The following is a 25,401-nucleotide window of genomic DNA, read 5'->3' on the forward strand; positions in this document are numbered from 1 at the left end:
CGTTATTGGGATGCAGGGCAAGGCGCCCGGAGCGCAGGACACCGGAATGCACTTCAGTGCATGAGGATTCCGAGCACCGCGCAACGCCGCCATGCGCCCAAAGACGGGATTTATGGGACTTTCCATGTCGGGGTGAGCTGGTCGCGGCTTACCTCTTTTGGAGAAAATTATGAAATTCGTCGCTTTTGAGCGCGCCAAGCAGGGTACGGGTGCGAGCCGCCGTCTCCGCATCACCGGTCGCACGCCCGGTATCGTTTACGGTGGCACCGGTGAACCGTCGCTGATCGAACTCGATCACAACGCACTGTGGCACGCCATCAAGAAAGAAGCATTCCACGCTTCCGTCCTCGAGATGGAACTGGGCGGCAAGACACAAAAGGTCTTGCTGCGTGATCTGCAGATGCACCCGTTCAAGCAACTGGTCCTGCACATCGACTTCCAGCGCGTCGACGCGAAGACCCGCCTGACCATGAAAGTGCCATTGCACTACAGCGGCCAGGAAGAGTCCCCCGCGGTCAAGGCCGAGAACTGCCTGGTCAACCACGTGCTGACCGAACTGAGCATTTCCTGCCTGCCCAAAGACCTGCCTGAATTCATCGCCGTCGATCTGAGCGGCCTGAAAAAAGGCACTTCGTTGCACGTCAAGGACATCACGCTGCCCAAAGGCGTGAAGTTTGTCGCCAAGGGCGGCCAGGACAACCCGGTGCTGGTGTCGGTCTCTGCCGTCTCGGAAGAAGCCGAAGCCGATGCTGCTGCCGCTGCAGCCGCCGCCGTGCCTGTGGATCCCAAGGCTGCCAAGGCCGCCGCCGCCAAGGAAGCCAAAGCCGGCGCCAAGGCTGACGCTGCCAAGCCTGCTGCCAAGAAGTAATTCATGACGGCACCGGCCTGAAAAGGCCCGCGGCCCTTGTCCTCCCCGGAGGTCAAGGGCCGTTTTTCTTGGGGCCAGGTCTGGCTGCACCCATAATCCGGTGGCGGGCCCACCTGCAGACCGTTTTTCCCCTCTCATCACACAGCATGATCAAACTTTTTGTAGGCTTGGGAAACCCAGGCCCCGAATACGAGGCGACCCGCCACAACGCCGGTTTCTGGTGGACCGAGGCGCTGGCGCGCGAACTCAAGCTGAACCTGGCACTCGACAAGAACTACCACGGCCGCGTCGCCCGCACCACGGTCAAGGGCCAGACTGTCTGGCTGCTCGAGCCGCTGACCTTCATGAACCTGTCGGGCAAATCGGTGGCGGCGCTGGCGCGTTTTTTCAAGATCGCCCCCGAAGAGATCCTGGTGGCCCACGACGAGCTCGACATCGTGCCGGGCCAGGCCAAACTCAAGTTCGGCGGCAGCCACGCCGGGCACAACGGACTGCGCGACATCCATGCCCAGCTCGGCACCGGCGACTACTGGCGCCTGCGCATCGGCGTCGGCCATCCGGGCGTGAAGTCGGAAGTCATCAACTGGGTGCTGAAAAAGCCGTCCCAGGAACACCGCCAGGCGATCGAGGACAGCATCGCACGCGCGCTCAGGGCCGTGCCCGACCTGCTGGCCGGCGAGATGGAAAAGGCCACCATGCTGATCCACACCAGCGCGCCGCAGCGGCCCAAGCCGCCGCGCAAGGTCGAAGCGGAAGACTCCGAAAACGATTAGTGGCGTCACGCTGCGCCTGCGGTCTGCTCTGGACAGTAGGACAGACTCCCCACTCCCATCCCTAACCCCTGCCCTCCCCCCGCTGGGCGATGGAGGGGGACTTCATTTGGCCGCGTGTGCTGCGCCCACGTGCAAACATGACGGCCGCGTGGCCCGACCTGACGCGCTTTGCGCGTCAGGTCTCCCCGATCCCGATCCCGAACCCGAACCCGAACCCGCATTTTTCCCCCACCCATTGGGCTGGGCCGAGGAGCGCAGCCGAAAGCGGATCAGGACGAGCGATTGTCTGAGCGAAGCGAGTTCGAGCTCGGCCCCGCTTTCGGCGAGCACCGCAGGTTGCCCGTAGCGAAGCGGAGGGACCCAGACCATCGGGTCGCCTTTTTCTTTGCTTACTTTCTTTTTGGCGACGCAAAAAGAAAGTAAGTTGCCGCCGGGCAACCCCCGGCTTGCGGGCAAGCTACAGCGCTTCAAAGAAAATGGGTAGTGAGCAAACATGGATCCTGGATCAAGTCCGGGATGACAAGCCCAAACACGGAATGCTATAAATTAGATAGCTGATTGCGCCCGCCAGACAATGGCCGGAGGCCAAAAAGACTATGAAGAACGCGCTGCCACCGTCGCCGCAGGCTGCTCCGCCTGCAGCCGCTGGTACTTCTGCCAGAGCGTTTCACGGTCTTCGATGAAAGCCGGGTTGACGGGAATACACGCCACCGGACAGACCTGCACACACTGCGGCTCGTCGAAATGCCCCACACACTCGGTGCAGCGATTCGGATCGATCTCGTAGATGTCCTTGCCCAGGTAAATCGCCTGGTTCGGGCATTCGGGTTCGCACACATCGCAGTTGATGCACTCGTCGGTGATCAGCAAGGCCATGGTCAGCCCTCTTTCTGCGCCTGCTGCAGGGCGATGGCGACGTTGGCGCTGACCATCTGGCCCACATCGCCGCCGAGTTTGCTGATCTCGCGCACCAGGGTGCTGCTGATGCATTGCAGCGGCGCGTCGGGCAACAGAAACACGGTTTCCACCTGGGGCCGCAGCTTGCGGTTCATCGCGGCCATCTGCGCCTCGTAGTCAAAGTCGGTGAGGTTGCGCACGCCGCGCACCACGGCGACGGCCTGCTGGGCGGCGCAGAAATCCATGATCAGGCCGTCAAAAGGCAGGACGCTGACGTTGGCCATGCCCTGCGTTTCGCCCCGCACCTGCTGCAGGCGCGTGTCCAGGCTGAACAGCGTTTTTTTGTGGTGCGCCACGGCCACCCCGATGATGAGCCGGTCAAACAGCCCGGCCGCGCGGCGGACGATGTCCTGGTGCCCGAGCGTGAAGGGGTCGAAGGTGCCGGAATAAACCGCCACACGGGAACTCTGGGTGCTTGTCGCCATGCGGCAATTATGCCCCCCTGCCCGCGGGGCCGCGTGCCCCTGCCGCTTGCAGGGCTACGCGCCTTCCAGTGAAACGCCCTTGCGAACCAGCAAGTGAAAGTGCACCGCGCCGGCCCTGCCGCTGCGATGCAGCTGCAGGCCGTAGTCCGCCAGGGCCTCGTCGGTCCAGGCCTGCGGTGCCTCGAGGTAGACATAACCGGGGTCGGCCACCACCTGCGCCGCTGCCTTGAGTGCGGGCTCGAACAGCGGCGAGTCAAACGGCGGGTCCAGCAACACCAGCTGCATGCTGGCGGGTGTTGCCCGCCTCAGCACGGCGACGCCGTCGCCGCGCTCCACCCGCACCATGTCCGCGTGCAGCCTGGCCTGCAAGGCCTTGAGCTGGTCCACCAGGCCGGCATCCTGCTCGCACAGCAGCACCTCGGCAGCGCCGCGCGAGGCGGCTTCAAAGCCCAGCACGCCGGTGCCGGCAAACACGTCGATGCAGCGCCAGCCGCTCAGGTCCTGGCCCAGCCAGTTGAACAGGGTCTCACGCACGCGGTCAGGCGTCGGGCGCAGGCCGGGCTTGTTGGCCACCGGCAGCTTGGTGCGTTTGTACTGCCCGCCGATGATGCGGATCTCGCCCGGCGGCACGGACTTGCGGCCCACCACCTTGCCCGACTTCGGGCGTGGCGCAGCGGTTTTGGGAGATTTGTTGTCGGAGGCAGGGGTGTATTTCATGGCGCGCCAAGGATAACAGTCACCATCTTTTCAGGCTGCAGCTTGCGCCCAAACGCGGCCTTGACATCCGCCGCGCTGACTTTGGCAATCCGGTCGGTCCAGGTGTCCAGGTAGTCAAGCGGCAAATCGTTCCAGGCGATGTTGGCGAGGTTGCCGAGCAGCTTGCGGTTGCTGTCAATCAGCAGCGGGAAGCCACCGATGAGGTTGTCCCTGGCGGCCTGCAGTTCGGCCTGCGTCGGGCCCTGGGCGACGAACTTTGCAATCACCTCACGGGCGACCGCCGTGGCCTGCGTGGCCTGGTCCGGCCGGGTCTGAAGGCCCACCGTGAACGCGCCGGCATGGCGGCCTGGCGAAAAATAACTGGAGACGCTGTAGCTGAGCCCGCGTTTTTCGCGCACCTCTTCGGTCAGGCGCGAGACAAAACCGCCGCCACCCAGCACATAGTTGCCCACGGTGAGGGCATAAAAATCGGGGTCGTTGCGCTTGTAGCCGGGCTGGCCCATCAGCACATGCGCCTGCGCCGAGTCAAACGGGATGGCGAGCACCTGCGCACGCTCCAGCGGCGCCACCTCGGCCACCGCCGGCAGCGGCGGCGCCGCCGCACAGTCGGCTTGGGGCAGGCGCGCGAGCAACCCCGTCACCAGCGTGTCGGCCTGCGCGCGCGTCAACGCCCCCACAATGCTGACCCGGGCCTGGCAAGGCGTGAAGTAGCGCGCATGAAAGGCCTGCATGTCGGCAACGCTGATGCGTCCCAGGCTGGCTTCGCTGGTTTCATGGCCGTAGGGATGGCTGCCGTACACCGCTTCGGAGAAAGCGCGGGCCACGCGGTAGGCGGGCCGGGTGTAGGCCTCCTTGAGCTGGGCCAGCATGCGCTGGCGGTCGCGCTGCCACACCGGGTCCGGAAAGGAGGGTTCGGCCATCTGGCGCGCCGCCAGCCGCACGGCACGGCTCAGCAGGTCCGGCTCGGTCAGGCTGCGCAGTGAAAAGCTGAAACGGTCAGCGCCTGCCGATGCGCCGAACTGCGCCCCGAGATCGGCCCAGGCTTCGCCCAGCGCATTTTCATCAAGCGCAGGCTCGCCGCCGCGTGCAGCCACACCCTTGGAAAGCAGCGAGGCGGTGATCCCGGCCAAACCGGCCTGGTCGGCCGCGACGCGCCGGCTGCCGGCATCGAAGTCCAGCTGCACATCGACCATGGCGATGGCCGGGCTTTCGACCAGGTAGACCCGGGCGCCGCCGGGCTGCGTCCACTGCTGCACGGGAATCGCGGCCCATGAAAACATGGGATAAAAAATGGCTGTAGCCCCCACCAGCAGGGCGCCAACAGCTCTTTTTTTAATAGCACTTGTCACAGAAATTCCTGGAGAAAACAGGGTGGAAGAAAGGGCCAGTCGCGGACGGACCGCGCTCAATGCCGCAGTCCCGCAGCAGGCACACGTTTGGCGCGGGACGGATCGGGCGGCTGCGGCAGCAAGTTGGCGAGGGTCAGCTGGTCGTCACTGAAATAACGCGCCGCGACCGCCTGCACTTCGGCGCTGCTGATGCTGCGCAACTGGCTGACCAGGCGCTCGTCCGTGTCCAGCGGCAGGCCGTTGACCCAGTAGGTGCCCAGCCCGCGGGCCTGACTGAACAATGCATCAAGTTTGTAGGTTTCGCTGGCCACCCACTGGGTCTTGACACGTTGGAGTTCGGCCTCGCTGACGCCTTCGCGGGCAATCCGCGCCACCTGCTGACGCAGGGCCTCGGCCACCTGGTCAGCGGTTTTTCCGGCAGCCGGCACCCCGTCGAGCACAAAGACCTGCGGGCCGCGGCCGAACAGGCCATTGGACGCACCGGCACTGTCGGCGAGCCGGTTGTCCCCCTGCGCCAGGGCGCGTTCCAGCCGCGCGCCGCTGTAACCGTCAAGGACTGCGGCCAGCACCGTCAGCGCCAGCGCATCGCGGTTGAAGGCGTCCGCCGTGGCCGGCGCGGCGTTCGCCGGCGACTGCAGGCCCGGCACCTTGTAGGACAGGCTCACATAGGCCTGGCTGGCCGGTGCCTTGAAGTCCATCCTGCGCAGGCCGGTCTGCACCGGCTCGAGGCGAGGCTTGCGCGGCGGCACCGGACGGGCCACCGCAGCGCCATAGTATTTTTCTGCCAGCCGCCGCACCTGCGCCACGTCCACATCGCCGGCAATCACCACGGCCGCATTGGCCGGCACATACCAGCGCCGGTAAAACGCGCGAGCATCGTCGGGCGTCATGGCCTCGAGGTCGCTCATCCAGCCGACCACCGGTCGCCGGTACGGCGAGGCCACAAAGGTCATGGCGTTGACGGCTTCATACATCAGCGCGCGCGGCGAGTCTTCGGTGCGCAGGCGGCGCTCTTCCTTGACGACCTCGAGTTCTTTTGCGAACTCCTCGTCGGCCCACTGGTTGCGGGCAAACCGGTCGGCCTCCAGGCGCATCACGTCTTCAAGCTTGCCCGAAGGGATCTGCTGGTAAAAACCGGTGGCGTCGCGCGAAGTGAATGCATTTTCGCGACCGCCGAGCGCGGCGACACGGCGTGAAAACTCACCCGGCTTCAGGCTGGGCGTGCCCTTGAACATCATGTGTTCCAGCACATGGGCCACGCCGGTGGTGCCGTCGACTTCGTCCATGGAGCCGACCCGCACCCACAGCATGTGGGCCGCGGTGGGCGCGCGCCGGTCGGTCTTGACGATGACCGTGAGGCCATTGGCCAGCTGGAACTGCGTGACGGGGGTAGCAGTCTGGGCCACCGCGGGGCTGACCAGAAAGAAGCTGAAGAGCAGGGGAAGAAGGGGAAGAAGCGTGTTGCGCGAGGGTGCCGGAAGCCGGATAAACATGCCCATGAAATCCTGTGTGGTGTGTTTCATAGAATAGTGTGACTCCAAAGCACAACCAATGTTCAGTTTCTTCAAGAAAAAAAAGCCGCCTGCCCCACCTGATGCCGCGCCGGCAGCGGCATCACCTCCTGCCCAGCCCGGCAGCGCGGTACCCGCTGCGCCAGCCGTCACCACGCCGGCGCTGCCCGGCGGCAGCCTGATCGGCAGTGCGCTGGTCACGCCCCTCGACATCCCCCTGCCCGGCACGGTGCCAGCGAGCCGCGAGCACTGGGTCAGCAAGCTGCGCTCCGGCCTGCACAAGACCGGCGCCAGCATTTCCGGCGTGTTCACCGGCAGCCGCATCGACGACGCGCTGTACGAAGACCTGGAGTCGGCCCTGCTGATGGCCGACGCCGGCACCGGCGCCACCACCTACCTGCTCGATGAAGTCAAACGCCGCGTGAAAGACAGCGGCGTCACGCATCCGGTGGCCGTCAAGAACATCCTGACCGAGGCGCTCACCCAACTGCTCAAGCCGCTGGAGCAGCCGCTGGTGATCGGCGAGTACAAACCCACCGTCATCATGGTGGCCGGTGTCAACGGTGCGGGCAAGACGACCTCGATCGGCAAACTCACGCATCACCTGGCCAACGAAGGCGCATCCGTGCTGCTGGCCGCCGCCGACACCTTCCGTGCCGCAGCCCGGGAGCAACTCGAAGCCTGGGCGGACCGCAACCGGGTGGAGATCGTCAGCCAGGAGGGGGGCGATCCGGCCGCAGTGAGCTTCGACGCGGTCAGCGCCGGCAAGGCACGCGGCAAGGACGTGGTGCTGGTGGACACCGCCGGCCGCCTGCCGACCCAGCTGCACCTGATGGAAGAGCTGCGCAAGATCAAACGTGTCGTCAGCAAGGCGGATGCCACAGCGCCGCATGAAGTGCTGCTGGTGATTGACGGCAACACCGGGCAGAACGCGCTGAGCCAGGTCAAGGCCTTCGACGAGACCCTGCAGCTCACCGGCCTGATCGTCACCAAGCTCGACGGCACGGCCAAGGGCGGTGTGCTGGCCGCCATTGCGCTGTGGTCGCGCGAGCGCGCCAAGGCCTCGCCGGGCCTGCGGCCAGTGCCGGTTTATTTCATCGGCGTCGGCGAAAAACTCGAAGACCTCGAAACCTTCAACGCCCGGGAATTTTCGCAGGCCCTGCTGGCCTGAGAGGCTGATCCCGCCTGCGTTGCGCCGCCGGCATTCATCGCTGTCCGTCAGCGGAAAGAACCTGAAAATCATGGCCCACCTGTCCATCGAAGAAGCCACCCGCCTGGCCTTGCAGGCGCTGCAGCATGCCGGCGCCGGGCCGGCCATGGCGGCCAGCACCGCGAAAGCGCTGGTGCGTGCCGAGGCGCAAGGCCTGGCCTCGCATGGCCTGATCCGCGTGGCGCAGTATGCGACCCACCTGCGCAACGGCCGCGCGGACGGCGCCGCTTTGGCCCGGGTGACGCGCCACCAAGGCGCAGCCATCCTCGTCGATGCCGGCCAAGGGCTGGCTTTTCCGGCCTGTGACCTGGCCGTTGCCACCGCGATCGCCACCGCCGGCACGCTGGGCGTGAGTTTCGCCGGCGTGACCAACAGCCACCACTGCGGCGTGCTGGTCGACCACCTGCGCGCGGTGGCCGACGCCGGTCTGGTCGGGCTGGCTTTTGCCAACTCCCCGGCCGCCATGCCGGCGGCCGGTGGCAAACACGCCATTTTCGGCACCAACCCGGTGGCGGCGGCGTTCCCGCGCCGCAGCGCCGACCCGCTGATGATCGACCTGTCCCTCAGCGAAGTCGCACGCGGCAAGCTGATGGTGGCAGCCCGCGAGGGCCAGGCCATTCCGCTGGGCTGGGCGCTGGACAGCCAGGGGCAGCCCACCACCGACCCGAGGGCCGGCCTGGCAGGCTCCATGCTGCCACTGGGCGCCGCCAGCAGCCCCAAGGGCGCCATGCTGGCCCTGATCGTCGAACTCATGGTCACGGCCTTGCTCGGTGCGCAGTTCGGCTTTGAAGCGTCCTCGTTTTTTGTCGATGAAGGCAATGCGCCACGGCTCGGCCAGGCCTTTGTCGTGATCAACCCGGGCGCGCTGGCCGGCCAGGACGTTTATTACGAACGCATGGAAACGGTGATCACGGAAATGCTGATGGATGACGGTGTGCGCCTGGCCGGCGCGCGCAGATTCGGCCTGGAGCAGCAGGCGATGCTGTCGGGGCTGACGATCCCCGATACGCTGGACGAACAGCTGCGCCAGATGGCGAAAATGCAGTAATTCCCCTGCTTTCGCAAACCGCCGCGATCCCGTACAGTGACCTGCTCGCCAGCGGCTTTTCGACCGCCGCACAGGAGGCCCCATGAACCCCATCAGCACACCCGACACATCCGGTACATCGGCCGGTCCACGCCAGGTAGACCGCCTGCTCGCCCATTATGGCGAAAGCCACCAGAACCCGAAAAACGAGTTGATTCACTTCATGGCGATTCCGCTCATCATGCTGAGCCTGCTCGGCATGATGTTTGCGCTGCATCCCTGGGTGGCCTATCTTTTTGTCGCCGCCAGCATGGTTTATTACCTGCGGCTGTCGCTGGTTTTTCTGGTCAGCATGACGCTCTGGTCGGCCATCCTGCTGGCGCTGGTACACGCCATGGGCGAGCGGGTGCTGCCGCTGTCGCTGGCAATTTTTGTCGGCGCCTGGATTCTGCAGTTTGTCGGCCACAAGCTCGAAGGCAAAAAGCCGTCGTTTTTCGAAGACATCCAGTACCTCTGGGTGGGCCCGCTGTTCGTGCTGAGCAAGCTGTTCGGCAAGCTGGGCATCCGCTGGTAGCTTCTCCATCGCAGATCCGGCTTGAAGCGGCGGTATTTGCCCGCATGTAAACAGTTCTGACTCTTACGGAAAACCCCCACGTGCCCAGCATCCTCAGCCGCGTCCTGTCCTTTCTCCTGCGCCTGGTCCTGTGGACCTTCGCCGCGATTTTCGCGGTGAGCCTGATGCTGGCAGGCCTGGTGCTGCTGGCGCTGGGCCTGCTGCGCTCGTTGGTCACCGGCCAGAAGCCCAAACCCATGGTATTTGGCCGCTTCCAGCGCTTCTCCGCCCAAGCCGCCTGGCCGGGCGCCAACAAGCCCGGCGCCGCCCCAGCGCGCGAAGCCGACGTGGTAGACGTCGAAGTACGCGAAATTCGCGGCGACAAGCGCCTGCCCTGAACGCGGGCGGCGCCTGCACACCTGGCTGGCCGCGACCCCGGGTCCGGGTGAGCGCCCGGGCCTGACACGCTTGCCGCCATGAAGGCATGTTCCGACTTCAGTTTGCTATTTAAATAATAGCTGTCGCCGCTTGACTGTATTGGGGTTGGGGCCAATTTGATGCATGAACTCCGGCACTTCCGGCAGTTCCGGCCCTTGTTCGCCCGGCCTGTTTTCACCCACGGACGGCTGCGCCGGGTTCGGACCGTGGCCTTTGGATGCCGGCATCACTGCCCCTCGGCCTACAGCTCCAGTTGAACTAAAGCGGAAGAATGGGCACAAACTAGGGTTATTACTTATTAGCCTTGCCCTATCAAAACCATTGAATCTATCACTTAGCACTCTATCGAACAGAGTGCTAATATTACTTCTCTAAAGGAGTTTCACCCTATGTCCTACGCTCTGTCCCCTCAAGTGGCCCCCGCGGCAACCCAGTTGGCGCCTGCCAACCCGTGGTCGCTGCTGCCACCGCTGGGCAATCTGGATGCCTACATTTCGGCGGTCAACCGTCTGCCCATGCTCACGCTGGAGCAGGAGCAGGAATTTGCCCGGAAGCTGAAGGACGAGAACGATCTGGACGCGGCCGGAAAGCTGGTGCTGTCCCACCTGCGGCTGGTAGTGGCCACATCGCGCAAGTACCTCGGTTACGGCCTGCCCCACGCCGACCTGATCCAGGAAGGCAACATCGGCCTGATGAAGGCGGTCAAACGCTTCGATCCGGACCAGGGCGTGCGTCTGGTCAGCTACGCGCTGCACTGGATCAAGGCCGAGATGCACGAATACATCCTGAAGAACTGGCGCATGGTCAAGGTCGCGACGACCAAGGCCCAGCGCAAGCTGTTTTTCAACCTGCGTTCCATGAAACAGGGCTTCAAGGACGACGCCGATGTGGCAACGCACCGCGACACGCTGACTGAGGGCCAGATTGATGCGATGGCCAAAACGCTCAACGTCAAGCGCGAGGAAGTCATCGAGATGGAGCAGCGCATGTCCGGCGGCGACGTGCTGCTCGACCCGAGCCCGAGCGACGACGGCGAAGAGGCGTACGGCCCGATTGCCTACCTGTCGGATGCCACGCAGGAGCCGACCCAGCTGATGGAGTCGCGCCAGCGCGACCATCTGGCCAGCGACGGCATCGCCACCGCGCTGGAAGGCCTGGACGACCGTTCGCGCCGCATCGTCGAGGAACGCTGGCTCAAGGTCAACGACGACGGCTCGGGCGGCATGACGCTGCATGATCTGGCGGCCGAGTACAAGGTCAGCGCCGAACGCATTCGCCAGATTGAAGTGGCAGCGATGAAAAAAATGAAAAAGGTCCTGGCCGCTTATGCCTGACCGTGCCTGATACCTTGACTGCAACGCCGCGCAAGCGGCGATTGCCAAAGCCTGCATTCGACCATCGTCTGCAGGCTTTTTTTTGCCCTCGACAGGCAGGTGCCAGGCGGCGCCTCAGTTGCCCGGCAACAGCAGGCGAATGTCGGCGGCCAGCGGCGCCGCGCCGGTGCCGTAACGGCTGTACAGACGCACTCGGCCCTGCGGATCGAAGATGTAGCTGCCGGCCGAGTGGTCCAGCGTGTAGCTGCCGGGCGTCTTGCCGTCGACCTTCTTGTAGAAAGTCTTGAAGTCCTTGGCCAGCTGCGGCAGCTTGTCGAGGTCGGGGCGCAGCGCCAGGAAGCTCGGGTCAAAGTTGCCCATGTAGGCCTTGAGCACCTCCTGCGTGTCGCGCTCGGGGTCCAGCGTGACGAACAGTCCCTGCAGGCGCGCGCCGTCGGCGCCCAGCATTTTCTTGATCTCGGCGAGCTCGGCCATGGAGGTCGGACACACGTCCGGGCACTGGGTGAAGCCAAAAAAGATGACCACCACCTTGCCCTGGAAGTCCTTGATGCTGCGCGTCTGGCCGTTGTGGTCGGTCAGGGAGAAGTCGCGCGCGTAGTCGGCGCCGGTGATGTCGATGCTGGTGAACTGCGGCTTCTTTTCCCCAGAACATCCGCCTAAAAGGCCGACAGCGCCCGCCAGGAAAGCGCCTCCAGCTATCAATTTAATAGTATTTCGTTTGCGGGGAGACGTCGGGAACATGCTCATACGAGGTAGTGGTCCAGCAGCAGGGCTGCGAACAAAACAGACAGGTGGATCAACGAAAAACGGAAGGTCTTGCGGGCCAGGGCATCGGAGTAATTGCGCCACAGGCGCCAGCCGTACCAGCTGAAGCCAAAACTCAGGCCAATTGCCACCACCAGGTAAAGCCAGCCGCTCATCTGGAAGACAAAGGGCATCAGGCAGGCCGCAAACAGCACCAGCGTGTACAGAAACACCTGCAGGCGCGTGAATTCATTGCCGTGGGTGACCGGCAGCATGGGCAGGCCGGACTTGCGGTAGTCCTCCACCCGGTACAGCGCCAGCGCCCAGAAGTGCGGCGGCGTCCAGAGGAAGATGATCAGGAACAGGATCAGCGCTTCCGGGCTCACCGCGCCGGTCATCGCAGCCCAGCCCAGCACCGGCGGCATGGCACCTGATGCCCCGCCGATCACGATGTTCTGCGGCGTCAGCGGTTTGAGAATCACGGTGTAGACCACCGCGTACCCGACAAAAGTCGCAAAGGTCAGCCACATCGTCAGCGGATTGACCCAGACGTACAGGATCACGGAGCCGATCGCACACAGCAGGGTTGAAAACGCCAGGGTCAGCGGATTGCTGATCTGACCCTGCGCCGTGGCACGCCAGGCGGTGCGTTTCATTTTGGCGTCAATCTGCTGCTCGACCAGGCAATTGAAAGCTGCCGCAGCACCGGCCACCAGCCAGATGCCGGCACTGGCCACCAGCGCCAGCCTCACATCAGCCCAGCTGGGCACGCCGGGAACGGCCAGCACCATGCCAATCAGTGCACAAAACACAATCAGCTGCACCACGCGCGGCTTGGTCAGCGCGTAAAACTGCGCAAACTTAGAGGGCACAAAAGGGGCGACCGCAACGGAGGCGGAGGCAGACGAATCGGCGGGGTTCATAGGCTGGAAACCCCCGATTTTGACTCACTTGCCATCCCAGGGCTGCGATAGCTCGAAAAAAGGGCGCCCGTCAGCACCACCACCAGGGCGGCCGCACCGCCCGTGTGGGAAACCGCCGCCACCAGCGGCCAGCCCAGCACCACGTTGCTCAGGCCGGTGGCAAATTGCCACAAGGCCAATCCAGCGATCCAGAGAGCATGGGAGCGCATGGCAGGCAGGTGCCGCAGGCGGCTGGCCAGCCACAGCAAGGCCGCAAAAACAACATAGGCGCTCAGCCGGTGCACATAGTGAATCGCCGTCAGTGCCTGGAAGCTGATGTTGTCGCCTTCCAGTCCCGCCCCCAGCGCACGCCACAGCGTGAAGCCCTCCTGGAAGTCCATCTGCGGCCAGAAACTGCCCTGGCAGGCGGGAAAGTCGGTGCAGGCCAGCACCGCGTAGTTGGTGCTGACCCAGCCGCCCAGCGCGATCTGGACCCACAGCAGGGCAAAGGTTGCCGCCAGCAGCAGCCAGGTGGCCGCAGGCAGAGGCACCGACAGGGCGGCGCCCTGGGCCTGCGCATAACGCACGGCCTGAGCGCGCAGCAATGCCAACAGCACCAGCCCGCCCATCAGGTGCAGCGTGACAATCAGCGGGAACAGCTTCATGGTGACGGTCAGTGCGCCGAAAGCGCCCTGCACGCAGACCCAGACCAGGGTCAGCGTCGGCCACCAGGGAGACAGGATGGTTCCGGCGCCCTGCCCCTTCCGGCGGCTCAGCCAGGTGGCAACGGCGAGCGTCAGGATCAGTACCCCCACCCCGGTGGCGAGGTAACGGTGAATCATTTCTATCCAGGCCTTGCCATGCGTCACCGGCCCGCTGGGCATGGCAGCCTGCGCCACGCTGATCGGGTGCTGAGCACCGACCGGGCTGGCGTGGCCGTAACAGCCCGGCCAATCGGGGCAGCCGAGGCCCGAGTCGGTCAGGCGGGTGAAGGCGCCAAAAAGCACAAGATCAAAGGTCAGAAACAGCGTCACCAGCGTGAGCACCCGCAGGCGCCGCGCCATGGGCTGGTTCTTGTTGCGCAGCCAGACCCAGGCCAGCGGTCCCAGTGCCAGCGCCAGGCCCATGCCCATCAGGCGCAGCGCCGGACTGAGGTTGTAGAGATCGGAGGTGTCCATTTTTAAACAGCGCGAAACACACGCGGCGTTGGGCTCTTCGACAAGCAGGGGCCGCGGGTCCGGCTACGCCGGCCCGCAGGCGCAGCGGACCCCTCGGGGGGCAGCGACGTACACGCAGTGACGAGCGTGGGGGCCATATTCACCGGCCTTCCTTGTCCCACGAGGCCGACGCGCGCATCAGGCGTTCAAGGTCGCGCTTGGCCTTGGCGGCCCCTGCGGCGTCCATGGCCGCAGGAAAACGCATCATCCAGTTGCCGAGCGGGTCCACCAGGTACAGGTGGTCCTGCAAACGCTGGCCGGGCGCCGCCTGCAGCCACTGGTCCAGTCCAGACACACGCAGCACGGTGGAACCGGTCAGCGCCGTTTTCAGGGTGTCGGAAATGGCCGCAGCGTCGCTGACCAGCCAGACACGGTCCAGCCTGGCCTTCTCCCGGCCAAGGGATTCGCGCAGCTGGCGCTGGAAATACAGATGTTGCTGGCAGATCGCGTCGCAGGCGCCGCCGGCCACGCTCAGCAGAAGCCACTGGCCCTTGAGCGCGGGCAACTCGAGTCGGCTGCCGTCGGGTGCCACGGCGGCCAGAGCCGGCAACGGGCGCTGCGGATCAATCAGCTCGCCATAGTTGCGCCGGCCTTCCGGACGGATCACGTAGTAGGTGAAGTAAGACGCGATCACGGGCGCGGCACAGATCAGCAGAACGGCCAGCATTTTCCAGCGCCCCGCCCGGGTATCGGGCGCGCGTGCGGCCGTGGCAGCGTCAAGTTGCGGCATGCCATGAACGGTCAGGCCCAGGGGTTGGTCCTGATCGTGCGGATCGGCGCGGCCATTTGGGGCCAGGGAAGGATCGGGCTGCGGAGCTTGCACTTGAAAATCGCCGTTCAGGGTTGGGGACGCGGTAAATGCCGCTGTTTGCGGCGCGGGGAAATCAGCTGGAACCAGAGATACAGGCCCACCACCAGGGCGCACAAGCCAAACCACTGGAAGGCATATCCGTAATGCTTGTCGACGCCGACGGTGGGAGCAGGCCAGTCGCGCAGCAAGCCTTCACTGGCAGCGCCGGTCTGCAGCAGTGACACGGCCATCAGGGGTTCACCGATTTCCGCGCCAAAGGCTGCAAGGTCGAGATTTTGCCGGATGCGCCCGCCGGGCTCCCCGGCGAACTCATATAGCTTGGACGGCGGCGGGGCCATGCGACCAGCCACACTGACCAGCCCGGGCGGAGTTGGCACAACTGGCAGGCGGGTGCGGTCATTGAAATCGCGCGGTACCCAGCCGCGCTGCACCAGGATCCATGGTCGCCCGCCTTCCAGTGCCAGCGGTGTCACAACCCAGAAGCCGGATTTGCCGCCCATCGGACGGTTGTCCAGATACACCGTGTGCGCCTCCTGCCAGACGCCCTGCAGCAGGGCCTGCCGGTGCACCACCGTTGCGATGTCCCGCGTCCCCAACAACGCGCGGTTGTCGAGGGCGGGGAGCCTGGCCTGGGCACTGATTGCAGCCTGCAGCGCGACCTTCTCGGCGGCGCGGCGCAGTTGCCACTGGCCCAGTGAAAAGGTCAGGCCCGCCATCAGCAAGGCAGCCACGGTCACAACCCAAAAGCGCACGCTCGGCAAGGGGGAACTCATGCGCGGATAATCCTGTTCATGAATTACCTTGTCGCCATCGCATTTTTGGCCATCATCGCCAGCCTCGGATCCGCTCTGTTTTTCATGTTGAAGGGTGGCAGCGGCAGCAAAGCCAAAAGCGGCAACATGGCACGCGCGCTGGCCTTTCGCGTCGGCTTTTCAATTGTGCTTTTTGTCTGCATCCTGATCGCCTGGAAAATGGGCTACATCCAGCCCACCGGCATTGCGGCGGGCAAATAGGAAAAAAACAAAGGCCGCGTGTGCGGCCTTTTCTGTGTGCGCCGCCGGGAACACGCGGCGAGCGAAAACTGCCCCGCAACACGCCTGCGGCAGCTCCTGCGTTCTAGAGCCAGTAGACGAGGACGTACAGGCCCAGCCAAACCACGTCGACAAAGTGCCAGTACCAGGCCGCACCTTCAAAACCGAAATGACGGTCTGCCGTGAAATGCCCTTTCTGCAGGCGCAGCGTGATGAACAGCAGCATCAACATGCCGACAAACACGTGAAAGCCGTGAAAACCGGTCAACATGAAAAATGTCGAGCCGTACACACCGGAAGAAAGTTTCAGGTTCAGTTCGGAGTAAGCGTGAAAGTACTCGTAACCCTGAACACAGAGGAAGATGACGCCGAGCAGCACGGTCATCCACATGAACGCAATGGTTTTGCCGCGATGGTTTTCACGCAGCGCATGGTGGGCAATGGTCAGCGTCACACCGGAGCTCAGCAGCAAGGCCGTGTTGATGGTGGGCAGCCAGAAGGGGCCCATGGTCGTGAACGGCTCGATGATGCCGGCCGGTGAACCGGTCACGCCGGCAGCAACGCTGGGCCAGACCGCCTTGAAATCGGGCCAGAGCAAGGCATTTTCCAGACTGCCCAGCGCCGGCACAGAGTGCACACGCGCCCACCACAGGGCCGTGAAGAAAGCCCCGAAAAACATCACTTCAGAGAAGATGAACCAGCTCATGCTCCAGCGGTAGGACAGATCAATCTTGTGTCCGTAAAGCCCGCCTTCGCTTTCGCTCACCGCGGCACGAAACCAGAAAAACAGCACGCCCAGCCACCAGGCCAGTCCAAACGCGAGCGAGTACGCGCCCCAGCCCGAGCCGTTGATCCACTGCCCCGCACCTAAAAAGAGGAAAAACAGGCCGATGGACGCCATCACCGGGTAAGCCGAAGGCGCCGGGACGAAGTAATACGGGGTTCCTGCATGTGCTGCTGAAGACATTTCCAACTCCTGTTTCGCTAAATTCTCAAATTCAATAATCACGGCCTGGCGGGCGCCCTGCACGCTACCTGCTACTTGCCCACCACCCAGGTGGCCAGAAGAATCAGGCCACCGACAAAAACCAGTACCGCGACAAGGCCCACCACCACAATGTGGACAGGGTTGAGCTGCTGCACATCCTTCTCGTAATCACCCCGGCTGCGCAGGCCGACAAACGACCAGCTCACCGCCTTGATGGTGCGCAAGATGGAACCTTTGCGCTGTGTGGGCGGTGTGGTCATACGCCGGGCTCACGCGCAGGTCGCGCCAGATCCACGGCAGCAACAGGGCCGCCTGTCGGAGCGGCCGGCGTTTTTCCGCCCACTTCGAAAAATGTGTACGACAGCGTGATGGTGGTCACGTCTTTGGACAACTTCGGGTCAATCACAAACACCACTGGCCACTGCTTTTTTTCACCTGGCGCCAGCGTGTACTGGCTGAAGCAGAAGCATTCAAGCTTGTTGAAGTGGGCACCGGCCTGCACCGGCGCGTAGCTCGGGATCGCCTGTGCCGACATCGTGCGGTTCTGCACATTCTGGAACTCGTACATCACCGTCATCAATTCACCGGGATGCACCTGCAGCGAACGCTGTGCCGGCTTGAACATCCACGGGCCGCGTGAGTTCGCGTCGAACTCGACCGTGATGCTGCGGCTGGTATCGACCTGCGTGTTGGCGGACATCTTTGGCGTCGCGCCGGGAATCTGCCGGTCGCCCAGCGCCAGGATATTGATGCCTGTCATCTCGCAGATGGCCTTGTAAATCGGCACCAGCGCATAACCGAAGGCAAACATGGCCAGCACAATCACGCCCAGCTTGCCCACCATCCTGAAATTTTCGCGCTTCAGCCCCATACGTCAGCCTTTGCCGAAAAAAACCAGCTTGGCCATGAAGCCGAGGAAAAACACCACCGCGATCGAGGCAAGAATCAGCCCCAGCCGCAGGTTGTTTTTTTTCTGTTCAGGTGTCATGAGGTGCGGATTGTTTCTTCAAACGACTCAGTAGCCGATCACCTTGGTCGCCGTGGCATCCAGGCGGGGCGGTGTCTCAAAGGTATGGAAGGGCGCAGGCGAAGCCACTTCCCACTCCAGGCCTTCGGCGCCAGCGCCGTCCGGATCGTTCCATGGGCGCTGGGGCGCTTTTTCACCCTTGCCGCGCATCGTGGGCAGAACCACAAAGAGGAAGAAATAAACCTGGGCAAAGCCAAAGAAGAAGGCACCCACGCTGGCAATCGCGTTGAAGTCTGCGAACTGCATCGGGTAGTCGGCATAACGGCGCGGCATGCCGGCCAGACCCAGGAAGTGCATCGGGAAGAAAGTCACGTTGAAGGAAATCAGCGACCACCAGAAATGGATCTTTCCGCGCTTCTCGTTGTACATCACACCGGTCCACTTGGGCGACCAATAGTAGTAACCGGCAAACAGCGCATACAGCGAGCCAGCCACGAGAACGTAGTGAAAGTGGGCCACCACGTAGTAGGTGTCCTGCACCTGGATGTCAATCGGCGCGACCGCCAGGATCAGACCGGTGAAGCCGCCCATGGTGAACACGAAGATGAAACCAACGGCAAACAGCATGGGCGTCTCGAAGGTCATGGAGCCCTTCCACATCGTCGCGATCCAGTTGAAGATCTTCACGCCGGTCGGCACGGCAATCAGCATGGTCGAATACATGAAGAAGAGCTGGCCGGTCACCGGCATGCCGGTGGTGAACATGTGGTGCGCCCAGACGACAAAGCTCAGGATGGCGATGGAGCCCGTCGCGTACACCATGGAGGCGTAACCGAACAGGCGCTTGCGGGCAAATGCCGGAATGATCTGGCTGATGATGCCGAAAGCCGGCAGGATCATGATGTACACCTCGGGGTGGCCGAAGAACCAGAAGATGTGCTGGAACATCACCGGATCGCCACCGCCGGCGGGGTTGAAGAAGCTGGTGCCAAAGTGGCGATCAGTCAGCGTCATGGTGATGGCCCCGGCCAGCACGGGCATCACGGCGATCAGCAGGTAGGCGGTGATCAACCAGGTCCAGCAGAACATCGGCATCTTCATCAGCGTCATGCCGGGAGCGCGCATGTTCAGGATGGTCACGATGATGTTGATCGAACCCATGATGGACGAAGCGCCCAGGATGTGCAGCGCAAAAATACCTGCATCCATGGACGGGCCCATTTGAAGCGACAGCGGTGCATACAACGTCCAGCCGCCCGCCGGAGCACCACCGGGCATGAAGAAGGAGCCCACGATCATGAGGCCGGCAGGAATCAGCAGCCAGAAGCTGAAGTTGTTCATGCGGGCAAACGCCATGTCGGCTGCGCCGATCTGCAGAGGAATCATCCAGTTCGCAAAACCGACAAAGGCCGGCATGATCGCGCCGAACACCATGATCAGCCCGTGCATGGTCGTGAGCTGGTTGAACAGCTCGGGGTTGACCAGTTGCAGGCCGGGTTGGAACAACTCGGCACGTATGCCCAGTGCCAGCACCCCCCCAAACATCAGCATCGTGAAGCTGAACAGCAGGTAGAGCGTTCCGATGTCTTTGTGATTGGTCGCGAATACCCAGCGACGCCAGCCCGTCGGGGCATGGTCGTGGTCGTCATGCGCGTGATCGTGATGGTCTAGAACTGCACTCATCTTGGCTTCCTTTGGTGGCTCATTCAGGCAGTGGGCCTGATAACTTTGTCATTGCGGCCGACGGGATGGTCTGGCGGCTGGGAAATGGGTTCTGCAAAATGCCGCGCAGCTTACTTGCGCGCAGCCAGGACTTCAGAAGGCTGCACCAGCTGGCCGGTCTGGTTGGACCAGTTGTTCTTGGTGTAGGTGGCCACGGCGGCCAGATCGGTATCGCTCAGGGCTTTCCAGGAAGGCATCGCGCCGGCGACAGCACCATTGAGCAGAATCTGGATCTGTTTACCGTGATCGGCATCGAGCACGATGGCTGAGCCGTCCAGCGGCTTGATCGGGCCCGCACCCTTGCCGTTGGCCTGATGGCAGGCCGCACAATTGGCCGCATAGACTTTTTCACCACGGGCCTTGAGTTCGGGGAGCGCCCAGACCTTCGCAGGATCATCGGCCTTGGCAGCAGCTTCCTTGACCTTGACGCCAACCCATTTGCTGTAGTCCTCGGCAGAAAGAACCTTCACATGGATGGGCATGTAAGCGTGCTCCTTGCCGCACAACTCGGCGCACTGGCCGTAGAAATCGCCTGTCTTTTCGGCACGGAACCAAGTGTCGCGCACAAAGCCCGGAATGGCGTCCTGCTTGATGCCAAAGGCTGGCACCATGAAGGCGTGGATCACGTCGTTGGCCGTCGTGATGATGCGGATTTTCCGGTCAACAGGCACCACGAGCGGGTTGTCCACCTTGAACAGATAGTCGTCCGGTGCTTCGCCTTTTTTCGGGCCGCCATTATTGGACATTTCGCGCTGCGTGCTGTCCAGCGACGAGACGAAACCGATGCCTTCGCCTTCGCCCTTGATGTAGTCGTAGCCCCATTTCCACTGCATGCCGGTGGCCTTGATGGTCAGGTCGGCGCCCGTCGTGTCCTTGGACGCCACCAGGACCTTGGTCGCCGGAAGCGCCATGAGGATCACGATGACGAAAGGAACAATGGTCCAGATGATCTCGACCGTGGCGGACTCGTGGAAGTTGGCAGCCTTGTGGCCGACCGACTTGCGATGCTTCCAGATCGAATAAAACATCACGCCGAACACGGCCAGGAAAATGACCAGGCAGATGATCATCATGAACCAGTGCAGCCAGTGCTGCTCTTCCGCGATTTTGGTCACAGCGGGGTGCAGGTTGAGCTGGTTGACGGCCGGCCCGCCGGGGAGGTCGTTGACTGCGTAGGCCGCTGTGCTCATCCATGCAGCCGACAGGGCCGTGACAGCAGCCAGCTTGCGGCCGGCTTGCAGGGACAGGGACTTCAAAACTTCGACTGCGTGCTTCATGCCTGACCCTGTTGTTGTGCGTACGTTCATCGTGATCACTTTTAATGCCTCAATTACCGACTGATTATAAAGACAGCCCTGACACCCACCGGACAGCACGGGCCTGCCGCGTCGCCGCCCGGCTTGACTCAACACCCACGCAATGCGTGACGGATCTCCCGGGCCAATGCCGGCCGCAGCTCCGGACGCACATGTCGTCCCACCCTGACCGAACGCCCCTGGCCCGACACTTCGATCAGCGAGCCATCTCCGTTTTTGGGCTCGACACGAACCCACTCACGGTTGAACTCCGCCCGCTCCAGTCGCCCCGCACTCTCGAGCTCCACCACCAGCTGACCGCCCTGCAGGACGATACGTTCACCATCGGTCGCGTGGCGGGCATAAACCCGAAAGGCCGCTCCCACCACCACCAGCTCCAGCCAGGCGAAAGGCATGACCAAGGTGGCACCCTGCGACCAGAAAAATCCGGCAATGCCCAGCGAGACGACACACAGCGAGACATACAGCCCTACCAACTGCGCCGGCGTCACCGAGCAGTTACGTTTGAGCAGCCACTGGACTGCCTGCTGCCCCTGACCGCTAGGGCCGGGTGCTCTGGCAAATCGAAACGATGGGGTGGTGTGCAACACGAAACAACTTTGACGCTGATCAAACACTTCCGGCTGCCAGCTCTGTAGGATAGCCAAAATCCGAGAATGGATTGTAGCCGGGTTTGTTTTGCGAAAAGCCGCCACAAAGGCCAATCCCGAGTGTTCTGCAGGCCGTCCCGCAGAGCTCAGGAAACACCACGTGAGCCGTGCAGCATGGCGCGCATGTCCTGCACCGATACCGCACTCATGGGGCTGACCCTGACTTTGGGCTGCGCCTTGAGCGCATGACCATAAATGACCTCGAAGGTCAGCATCAGCCGGCCGTCGCTCTGGCGTGGTAAACGCTCGAGGGCATCCAGCAGGCGCGCCTTCCAGGCGCGTCCGCGCAGGCCCGCAAAACGCCGAGGATGAAAGTTGCGACCCAGCTCGCGCAATTCCTGCAACAGGCGCTGCGGTGTCTCGTAGGTCAGCGTGATGCGCTCCATGTCCATGACGGGTTCGGCAAAACCGGTTTGCACCAGCATGTCGCCCCAGTCGTGCATGTCGGTCAGGTCGTGACCCGCCGGCGGCCAACCCATCGCCTGGTAGACCTCGCGCAGCTCGCGAGCGCTGTCCGGCCCGAGGCAAGAAAACATCAGAAAGCCCCCGACCTTCAGCGCCCGATGCCATTGCGCCAGCAGGTCCTGCGGATCGGCGGCCTCATGCAGCGCCATGTTGGCCCAGAGCATATCCACCCCGGCCGGCGGCGGGACCTCAAAATGCACCGTCGGCGCTGCCCAGCGCTTCGGGTTCCACCATGGTTTTGCTATATTTTTAATAGCTTCCTGCGCTTGCAGGGTCTGGGCTTCGACCACAAAACACTCAGCATCCGGATAACTGTCGGCGAGTTGCCGGTGCGCCTGCATGCCCCCGCGCATCGCGCCCCAATGTGCCCAGGCTTGCGGCTTGAGCTTGATCCACTGCAGCCGGTCCCGCATGCGTTGCGCCACCTCCTCATGCAGCCAGGGCGATGCCGCCGGTGCCACGCGCTGCCAGCGGGCAACAGCGATGGGATCCAGGGTGGGTGGGCGGTCGTTGGGCATCAAAGGGACAGGGAGGGGATCAACAAGGCAGAGCGACGAGTATATTGACACGATGTCGCTGCGCCTGCCCACCCCGGCTTTCCTGACCCTGCAGAACCTGGCCAGCCAGTGCGCGGTGTGCCACAGCTGGCCGGCGCGCCGCATCTGCGCGGCCTGCGTCGCGCGCTTTGGCCAGCCGGCGATGCGCTGCAGCACCTGTGCAATCCGCCTTGCCAGCGGTCAGGCCCAATGTGCCGCCTGCGTAGGCAAGCCGCCACCGCTGGACGCGTGTTTTGCCGCCGTGACCTATGCCTATCCGTGGTCGACCCTGATGGCTGTGTACAAATTCGGCCAGGACCCGGCCTGGGCTGAGGTTTTTGCCGGTCTACTTCTGCGGACACCAGGCCTTGCCGCGTTGCTGGCCGTCCTGCAGTCCGGCGACTGGCTGCTTCCGATGCCCCTGTCGCCCGAACGGCTGCAGGCACGCGGCTTCAACCAGTCCTGGGAACTGGGGAAGGCACTGGCAGGCCAAAGTGGAACCTGCGCCCGCCCCGACGCACGGCTGCTGCTGCGTATCAGGAACACACCGCCCCAGTCCCAGCTCAAACGCGAAGCGAGACTGCAAAACGTCAGGGGCGCCTTTGTGGTCGACCCGCTGCGGGCAGCTGAACTGCGGGGCCGCCAGGTGCTGCTGGTCGATGACGTCATGACCAGCGGTGCAACCCTGTTTGCAGCCGCACAGGCCCTGCGCGACGCGGGCGCCGCCGGCGTCAGTGGGCTGGTGGTCGCGCGCACGGAATGATGCGCGCCCACGGTTGCTCACTGCGTGTAGCGCCCTGCCCGCCCGATGGGCCCGCTGCGCCTGCGGCCCGGCGAAACCGGTTCCGCAGCCATTGCTTGAAGGAAGAGCACCTCGGAGAGTGCGACCCACGCTCCCTCCAGAGCGACAATCAGGCGATGTTCAATATCGTTCTGGTCGAGCCCGAAATTCCCCCCAACACCGGCAATGTGATCCGGCTGGCGGCCAACACCGGCTGCCGCCTGCATCTTGTGGAGCCGCTGGGTTTTTCGATGGACGACAAACACATGCGCCGCGCCGGGCTGGACTACCACGAGTACGCTGAACTCAAACGGCATGCAGGCTGGCCCGCTTTTCTGGCCGCCGAGCAGCCCGACCCGCAAAGAATGTTTGCCCTCACGACGCGCGGCACAAGACGGGTACACGATGCCCTTTTTACGCCGGGCGACTGGCTGGTGTTCGGCTCGGAAACCCGCGGCCTGGCCCCCGAGTTGCGCGAGCTGTTTGCGCCGGCGCAGCAACTCAAATTGCCGATGCAGGAAGGCCAGCGCAGCCTGAACCTGTCCAACGCGGTGGCCGTCACGGTGTTTGAAGCCTGGCGGCAAAACCATTTCGCCACGCCCGGCACGCCTGTCTAGGCGGCGGGCTCACCCGCCTCGCTGTCGCCCCGGGAAGGCCAGGTGCGTTCGGCTTCGGCGGCTTTCAGCCGGGTCTGTTCGATCAGGAACTCCATGAAAACACGGGCCCGCGCCGGCACGTATTTGCGGCTGGGCAAGGCGGCGTACAGGGTGAAGCGGCCGGTGATCCAGGGCGCCAGCACGCGCCGCAGCTGGCCGTCGCGCAGGTAGTTGGCCACCAGGTCCAGCGGCTGGGCACTGATGCCGGTGCCGTCCAGCGTGGCGCGCAGCAAGGTGTCGCTGTGGTTGGCCATCATCACGGGTTTGACCTCCACGGCCACCTCCCGGTCCCCCTCCTCGGGGTTGATCAACTGCCACTCGCGCTGGCGGATACCCGCCTGACTGAGCCTGAGCAGTGCGTGGTTCTGCAGGTCTTCCGGCTGGCGTGGCGTGCCGGCGCTGCGCAGGTAGCGTGGCGACGCGCACAGCAGGCCCTCGGAAACAATCACCGGACGCGCCACTACGTTGGCGTCATACAGCCGACCGGCACCCAGAATCGTCAGGTCGTAATCCTCAATCGGTGGGACCAGCGGCGAGTCCACCGTGATGTCCAGCACCACCTTGGGATAACGGCGGCGAAATTCGGCCACCAGCGGCGCAATGATGTGCACCGCCATCACGGGCTGGGTGTGAATACGCAGCAGACCGGCCAGCTCATCGGTTTGCTGGCGGGTGGAAGCCTCGGCCTGGTCCACGTCGTTGAGGATGTGCCGCACCCGCTGCAGGTAAGACTGCCCGGCCTCGGTCAGCGACAGCTTGCGGGTGGTGCGCTGCAGCAGGCGGGCGCCCAGATGCTGCTCCAGATCGGTGATCAGGCGGGTCATCACGGCAGGGGACATGTCCAGCGTTCGGGCGGCGGCGGCAAAGCCGCCGTCGTCCACAACTTGCTGGAAGGCGCGCATGGATAAAAGTCGGTCCATAGGGTTAGTACCAGGAGTTCAAGCCCTTATTGTTCCATAAACAGCAATTAGCAATTGATCGATTTGCTATTTTTCTTTGCTATCGGCAACAGTACAGTTCATGCATCGATGAGCCGCAACCAATAAACGACTCACCGAGGCTGGACAGACGGGGATCAACAAGCCCGCCATGCCCGGAAATGTTTATTCACTCTCTCTCAAGGAAATTTCATCATGAACGCATCCAAATTCTTCGCTGTTGCCGCTCTTGCCACTGTTGCCTCTTTTGGCGCCCACGCCGATGAGGCCGACGGTTCGCAATTTGCCGTCCAGTTCAACTCGACCCGCTCCGTGGCCGAAGTGCGCGCCGAAGCCGCCGCCAAAGTGACCACCCACAGCCAGGAGCCTGCCGGTTCCCGCGTGGCAGCCACGGTGCAGTCTTCAACCGACCGCGCCACGGTGCGTGCACAAGCCGCTGACGCGGTCCGCCTGGGCCAGATCCCGCGCGGCGAAGCCAGCTACATGTAATTGAGCTGACCGGCCGATCCGCGGCC

At 63.5% G+C, this 25,401-nt stretch carries 30 protein-coding genes; 11 read left to right on the forward strand and 19 right to left on the reverse strand.

The features are described 5' to 3' along the window. Positions 1–169 precede the first annotated feature (169 nt). Together PSV26_RS05765 and pth are read left to right on the forward strand one after the other, a co-directional pair. Entirely contained in the window at positions 170–868 is a 699-nt protein-coding gene (locus PSV26_RS05765) for a 50S ribosomal protein L25/general stress protein Ctc (protein WP_300514101.1), read from the forward strand. A gap of 146 nt (positions 869–1,014) precedes the next feature. Continuing rightward, the gene (pth, locus tag PSV26_RS05770) at positions 1,015–1,641 is read left to right on the forward strand and encodes an aminoacyl-tRNA hydrolase (protein WP_300514103.1); all 627 of its coding nucleotides are present in this window, start codon (positions 1,015–1,017) and stop codon (positions 1,639–1,641) included. 594 nt (positions 1,642–2,235) lie between these two features. On the opposite strand, the gene PSV26_RS05775 is transcribed toward pth, so the two are convergent. The 5 genes from PSV26_RS05775 to PSV26_RS05795 form a co-directional block, all read right to left on the reverse strand. Next, on the reverse strand, positions 2,236–2,517 hold the full coding sequence (locus PSV26_RS05775) for a YfhL family 4Fe-4S dicluster ferredoxin (RefSeq protein ID WP_300514105.1): 282 nt from the start codon (positions 2,515–2,517) through the stop codon (positions 2,236–2,238). A 2-nt stretch (positions 2,518–2,519) separates the two neighbouring features. Then, positions 2,520–3,023: a pantetheine-phosphate adenylyltransferase gene (gene coaD / locus PSV26_RS05780; protein ID WP_300568745.1), complete on the reverse strand. Its 504-nt coding sequence runs from the start codon at positions 3,021–3,023 to the stop codon at positions 2,520–2,522. A gap of 54 nt (positions 3,024–3,077) precedes the next feature. After that, positions 3,078–3,740: a 16S rRNA (guanine(966)-N(2))-methyltransferase RsmD gene (gene rsmD / locus PSV26_RS05785; protein WP_300568748.1), complete on the reverse strand. Its 663-nt coding sequence runs from the start codon at positions 3,738–3,740 to the stop codon at positions 3,078–3,080. Continuing rightward, positions 3,737–5,020, reverse strand: coding sequence for a pitrilysin family protein (locus PSV26_RS05790; RefSeq protein WP_300569076.1), 1,284 nt, complete (start codon positions 5,018–5,020; stop codon positions 3,737–3,739). Before PSV26_RS05790 ends, rsmD begins: the two co-directional genes overlap by 4 nt. A 125-nt stretch (positions 5,021–5,145) precedes the next feature. Beyond that, positions 5,146–6,612: a pitrilysin family protein gene (locus tag PSV26_RS05795; RefSeq protein ID WP_300568751.1), complete on the reverse strand. Its 1,467-nt coding sequence runs from the start codon at positions 6,610–6,612 to the stop codon at positions 5,146–5,148. A gap of 28 nt (positions 6,613–6,640) precedes the next feature. Between PSV26_RS05795 and ftsY the strand changes: the two genes are divergently transcribed. The 5 genes from ftsY (at position 6,641) to rpoH (ending at position 11,162) form a co-directional block, all read left to right on the forward strand. Beyond that, a complete protein-coding gene (ftsY, locus tag PSV26_RS05800; RefSeq protein WP_300514115.1) occupies positions 6,641–7,771 on the forward strand; it encodes a signal recognition particle-docking protein FtsY in 1,131 nt (376 codons plus the stop codon). A gap of 70 nt (positions 7,772–7,841) precedes the next feature. Further along, positions 7,842–8,858, forward strand: coding sequence for an Ldh family oxidoreductase (locus tag PSV26_RS05805; RefSeq protein WP_300568754.1), 1,017 nt, complete (start codon positions 7,842–7,844; stop codon positions 8,856–8,858). A gap of 82 nt (positions 8,859–8,940) precedes the next feature. Further along, positions 8,941–9,411: an Mpo1-like protein gene (locus PSV26_RS05810; RefSeq protein WP_300568757.1), complete on the forward strand. Its 471-nt coding sequence runs from the start codon at positions 8,941–8,943 to the stop codon at positions 9,409–9,411. Between the two features lie 80 nt (positions 9,412–9,491). Beyond that, positions 9,492–9,788: a hypothetical protein gene (locus PSV26_RS05815; protein WP_300514121.1), complete on the forward strand. Its 297-nt coding sequence runs from the start codon at positions 9,492–9,494 to the stop codon at positions 9,786–9,788. A gap of 429 nt (positions 9,789–10,217) precedes the next feature. After that, a complete protein-coding gene (gene rpoH, locus PSV26_RS05820; protein ID WP_300514123.1) occupies positions 10,218–11,162 on the forward strand; it encodes an RNA polymerase sigma factor RpoH in 945 nt (314 codons plus the stop codon). Positions 11,163–11,276: 114 nt separating this feature from the next. Here rpoH and PSV26_RS05825 read toward each other — a convergent pair whose 3' ends face one another. From PSV26_RS05825 to PSV26_RS05845, 5 genes are all read right to left on the reverse strand, one after another. Continuing rightward, on the reverse strand, positions 11,277–11,903 hold the full coding sequence (locus tag PSV26_RS05825) for an SCO family protein (RefSeq protein WP_300569079.1): 627 nt from the start codon (positions 11,901–11,903) through the stop codon (positions 11,277–11,279). 2 nt (positions 11,904–11,905) lie between these two features. Further along, positions 11,906–12,829 carry a heme o synthase gene (cyoE, locus tag PSV26_RS05830; protein WP_300514125.1) on the reverse strand — a complete coding sequence of 308 codons (924 nt, stop codon included), beginning with the start codon at positions 12,827–12,829 and terminating at the stop codon, positions 11,906–11,908. Next, positions 12,826–13,986 carry a heme A synthase gene (locus PSV26_RS05835; protein WP_300568760.1) on the reverse strand — a complete coding sequence of 387 codons (1,161 nt, stop codon included), beginning with the start codon at positions 13,984–13,986 and terminating at the stop codon, positions 12,826–12,828. Before PSV26_RS05835 ends, cyoE begins: the two co-directional genes overlap by 4 nt. A gap of 139 nt (positions 13,987–14,125) precedes the next feature. Continuing rightward, positions 14,126–14,755: a hypothetical protein gene (locus tag PSV26_RS05840; protein WP_300569082.1), complete on the reverse strand. Its 630-nt coding sequence runs from the start codon at positions 14,753–14,755 to the stop codon at positions 14,126–14,128. A gap of 107 nt (positions 14,756–14,862) precedes the next feature. Next, the gene (locus tag PSV26_RS05845; protein WP_300568763.1) at positions 14,863–15,609 is read right to left on the reverse strand and encodes an SURF1 family protein; all 747 of its coding nucleotides are present in this window, start codon (positions 15,607–15,609) and stop codon (positions 14,863–14,865) included. Between the two features lie 18 nt (positions 15,610–15,627). On the opposite strand from PSV26_RS05845, the gene PSV26_RS05850 reads away from it, so the two are divergent. Further along, a complete protein-coding gene (locus PSV26_RS05850; RefSeq protein WP_300514133.1) occupies positions 15,628–15,849 on the forward strand; it encodes a twin transmembrane helix small protein in 222 nt (73 codons plus the stop codon). A gap of 103 nt (positions 15,850–15,952) precedes the next feature. On the opposite strand, the gene PSV26_RS05855 is transcribed toward PSV26_RS05850, so the two are convergent. From PSV26_RS05855 to PSV26_RS05890, 8 genes are all read right to left on the reverse strand, one after another. Further along, positions 15,953–16,834, reverse strand: coding sequence for a cytochrome c oxidase subunit 3 (locus PSV26_RS05855; protein WP_300514135.1), 882 nt, complete (start codon positions 16,832–16,834; stop codon positions 15,953–15,955). Positions 16,835–16,905: 71 nt separating this feature from the next. Further along, positions 16,906–17,115 (reverse strand): DUF2970 domain-containing protein, encoded by a 210-nt coding sequence (locus tag PSV26_RS05860; RefSeq protein WP_300568765.1) that lies wholly within the window; start codon positions 17,113–17,115, stop codon positions 16,906–16,908. Further along, on the reverse strand, positions 17,112–17,726 hold the full coding sequence (locus PSV26_RS05865; protein WP_300514139.1) for a cytochrome c oxidase assembly protein: 615 nt from the start codon (positions 17,724–17,726) through the stop codon (positions 17,112–17,114). The genes PSV26_RS05860 and PSV26_RS05865 overlap by 4 nt, the downstream gene beginning before the upstream one ends. A 3-nt stretch (positions 17,727–17,729) precedes the next feature. Next, the gene (locus PSV26_RS05870; RefSeq protein WP_217992604.1) at positions 17,730–17,843 is read right to left on the reverse strand and encodes a cytochrome oxidase small assembly protein; all 114 of its coding nucleotides are present in this window, start codon (positions 17,841–17,843) and stop codon (positions 17,730–17,732) included. A 27-nt stretch (positions 17,844–17,870) separates the two neighbouring features. Continuing rightward, complete coding sequence (ctaD, locus tag PSV26_RS05875; RefSeq protein ID WP_300514144.1) at positions 17,871–19,505, reverse strand: cytochrome c oxidase subunit I; 1,635 nt, start codon at positions 19,503–19,505, stop codon at positions 17,871–17,873. Positions 19,506–19,615: 110 nt separating this feature from the next. Beyond that, positions 19,616–20,800 carry a cytochrome c oxidase subunit II gene (gene coxB, locus PSV26_RS05880; protein ID WP_300569085.1) on the reverse strand — a complete coding sequence of 395 codons (1,185 nt, stop codon included), beginning with the start codon at positions 20,798–20,800 and terminating at the stop codon, positions 19,616–19,618. Positions 20,801–20,949: 149 nt separating this feature from the next. Beyond that, positions 20,950–21,447 carry a DUF2244 domain-containing protein gene (locus tag PSV26_RS05885; protein ID WP_300569088.1) on the reverse strand — a complete coding sequence of 166 codons (498 nt, stop codon included), beginning with the start codon at positions 21,445–21,447 and terminating at the stop codon, positions 20,950–20,952. 149 nt (positions 21,448–21,596) lie between these two features. Further along, positions 21,597–22,493: a methyltransferase domain-containing protein gene (locus tag PSV26_RS05890; RefSeq protein WP_300568768.1), complete on the reverse strand. Its 897-nt coding sequence runs from the start codon at positions 22,491–22,493 to the stop codon at positions 21,597–21,599. A gap of 52 nt (positions 22,494–22,545) precedes the next feature. Between PSV26_RS05890 and PSV26_RS05895 the strand changes: the two genes are divergently transcribed. After that, positions 22,546–23,274 carry a ComF family protein gene (locus tag PSV26_RS05895; protein WP_300568771.1) on the forward strand — a complete coding sequence of 243 codons (729 nt, stop codon included), beginning with the start codon at positions 22,546–22,548 and terminating at the stop codon, positions 23,272–23,274. A gap of 155 nt (positions 23,275–23,429) precedes the next feature. After that, on the forward strand, positions 23,430–23,909 hold the full coding sequence (gene trmL / locus PSV26_RS05900) for a tRNA (uridine(34)/cytosine(34)/5-carboxymethylaminomethyluridine(34)-2'-O)-methyltransferase TrmL (RefSeq protein WP_300514150.1): 480 nt from the start codon (positions 23,430–23,432) through the stop codon (positions 23,907–23,909). Here the strand turns inward: trmL and PSV26_RS05905 are convergent. After that, complete coding sequence (locus tag PSV26_RS05905; protein WP_300514152.1) at positions 23,906–24,868, reverse strand: LysR family transcriptional regulator; 963 nt, start codon at positions 24,866–24,868, stop codon at positions 23,906–23,908. The genes trmL and PSV26_RS05905 overlap by 4 nt on opposite strands. Before the next feature lie 213 nt (positions 24,869–25,081). Between PSV26_RS05905 and PSV26_RS05910 the strand changes: the two genes are divergently transcribed. Further along, positions 25,082–25,375 carry a DUF4148 domain-containing protein gene (locus PSV26_RS05910; RefSeq protein ID WP_300568774.1) on the forward strand — a complete coding sequence of 98 codons (294 nt, stop codon included), beginning with the start codon at positions 25,082–25,084 and terminating at the stop codon, positions 25,373–25,375. Positions 25,376–25,401: the final 26 nt, after the last annotated feature.

It is taken from the genome of Polaromonas sp. (assembly GCF_029945685.1).
Lineage (GTDB): Bacteria > Pseudomonadota > Gammaproteobacteria > Burkholderiales > Burkholderiaceae_C > Polaromonas.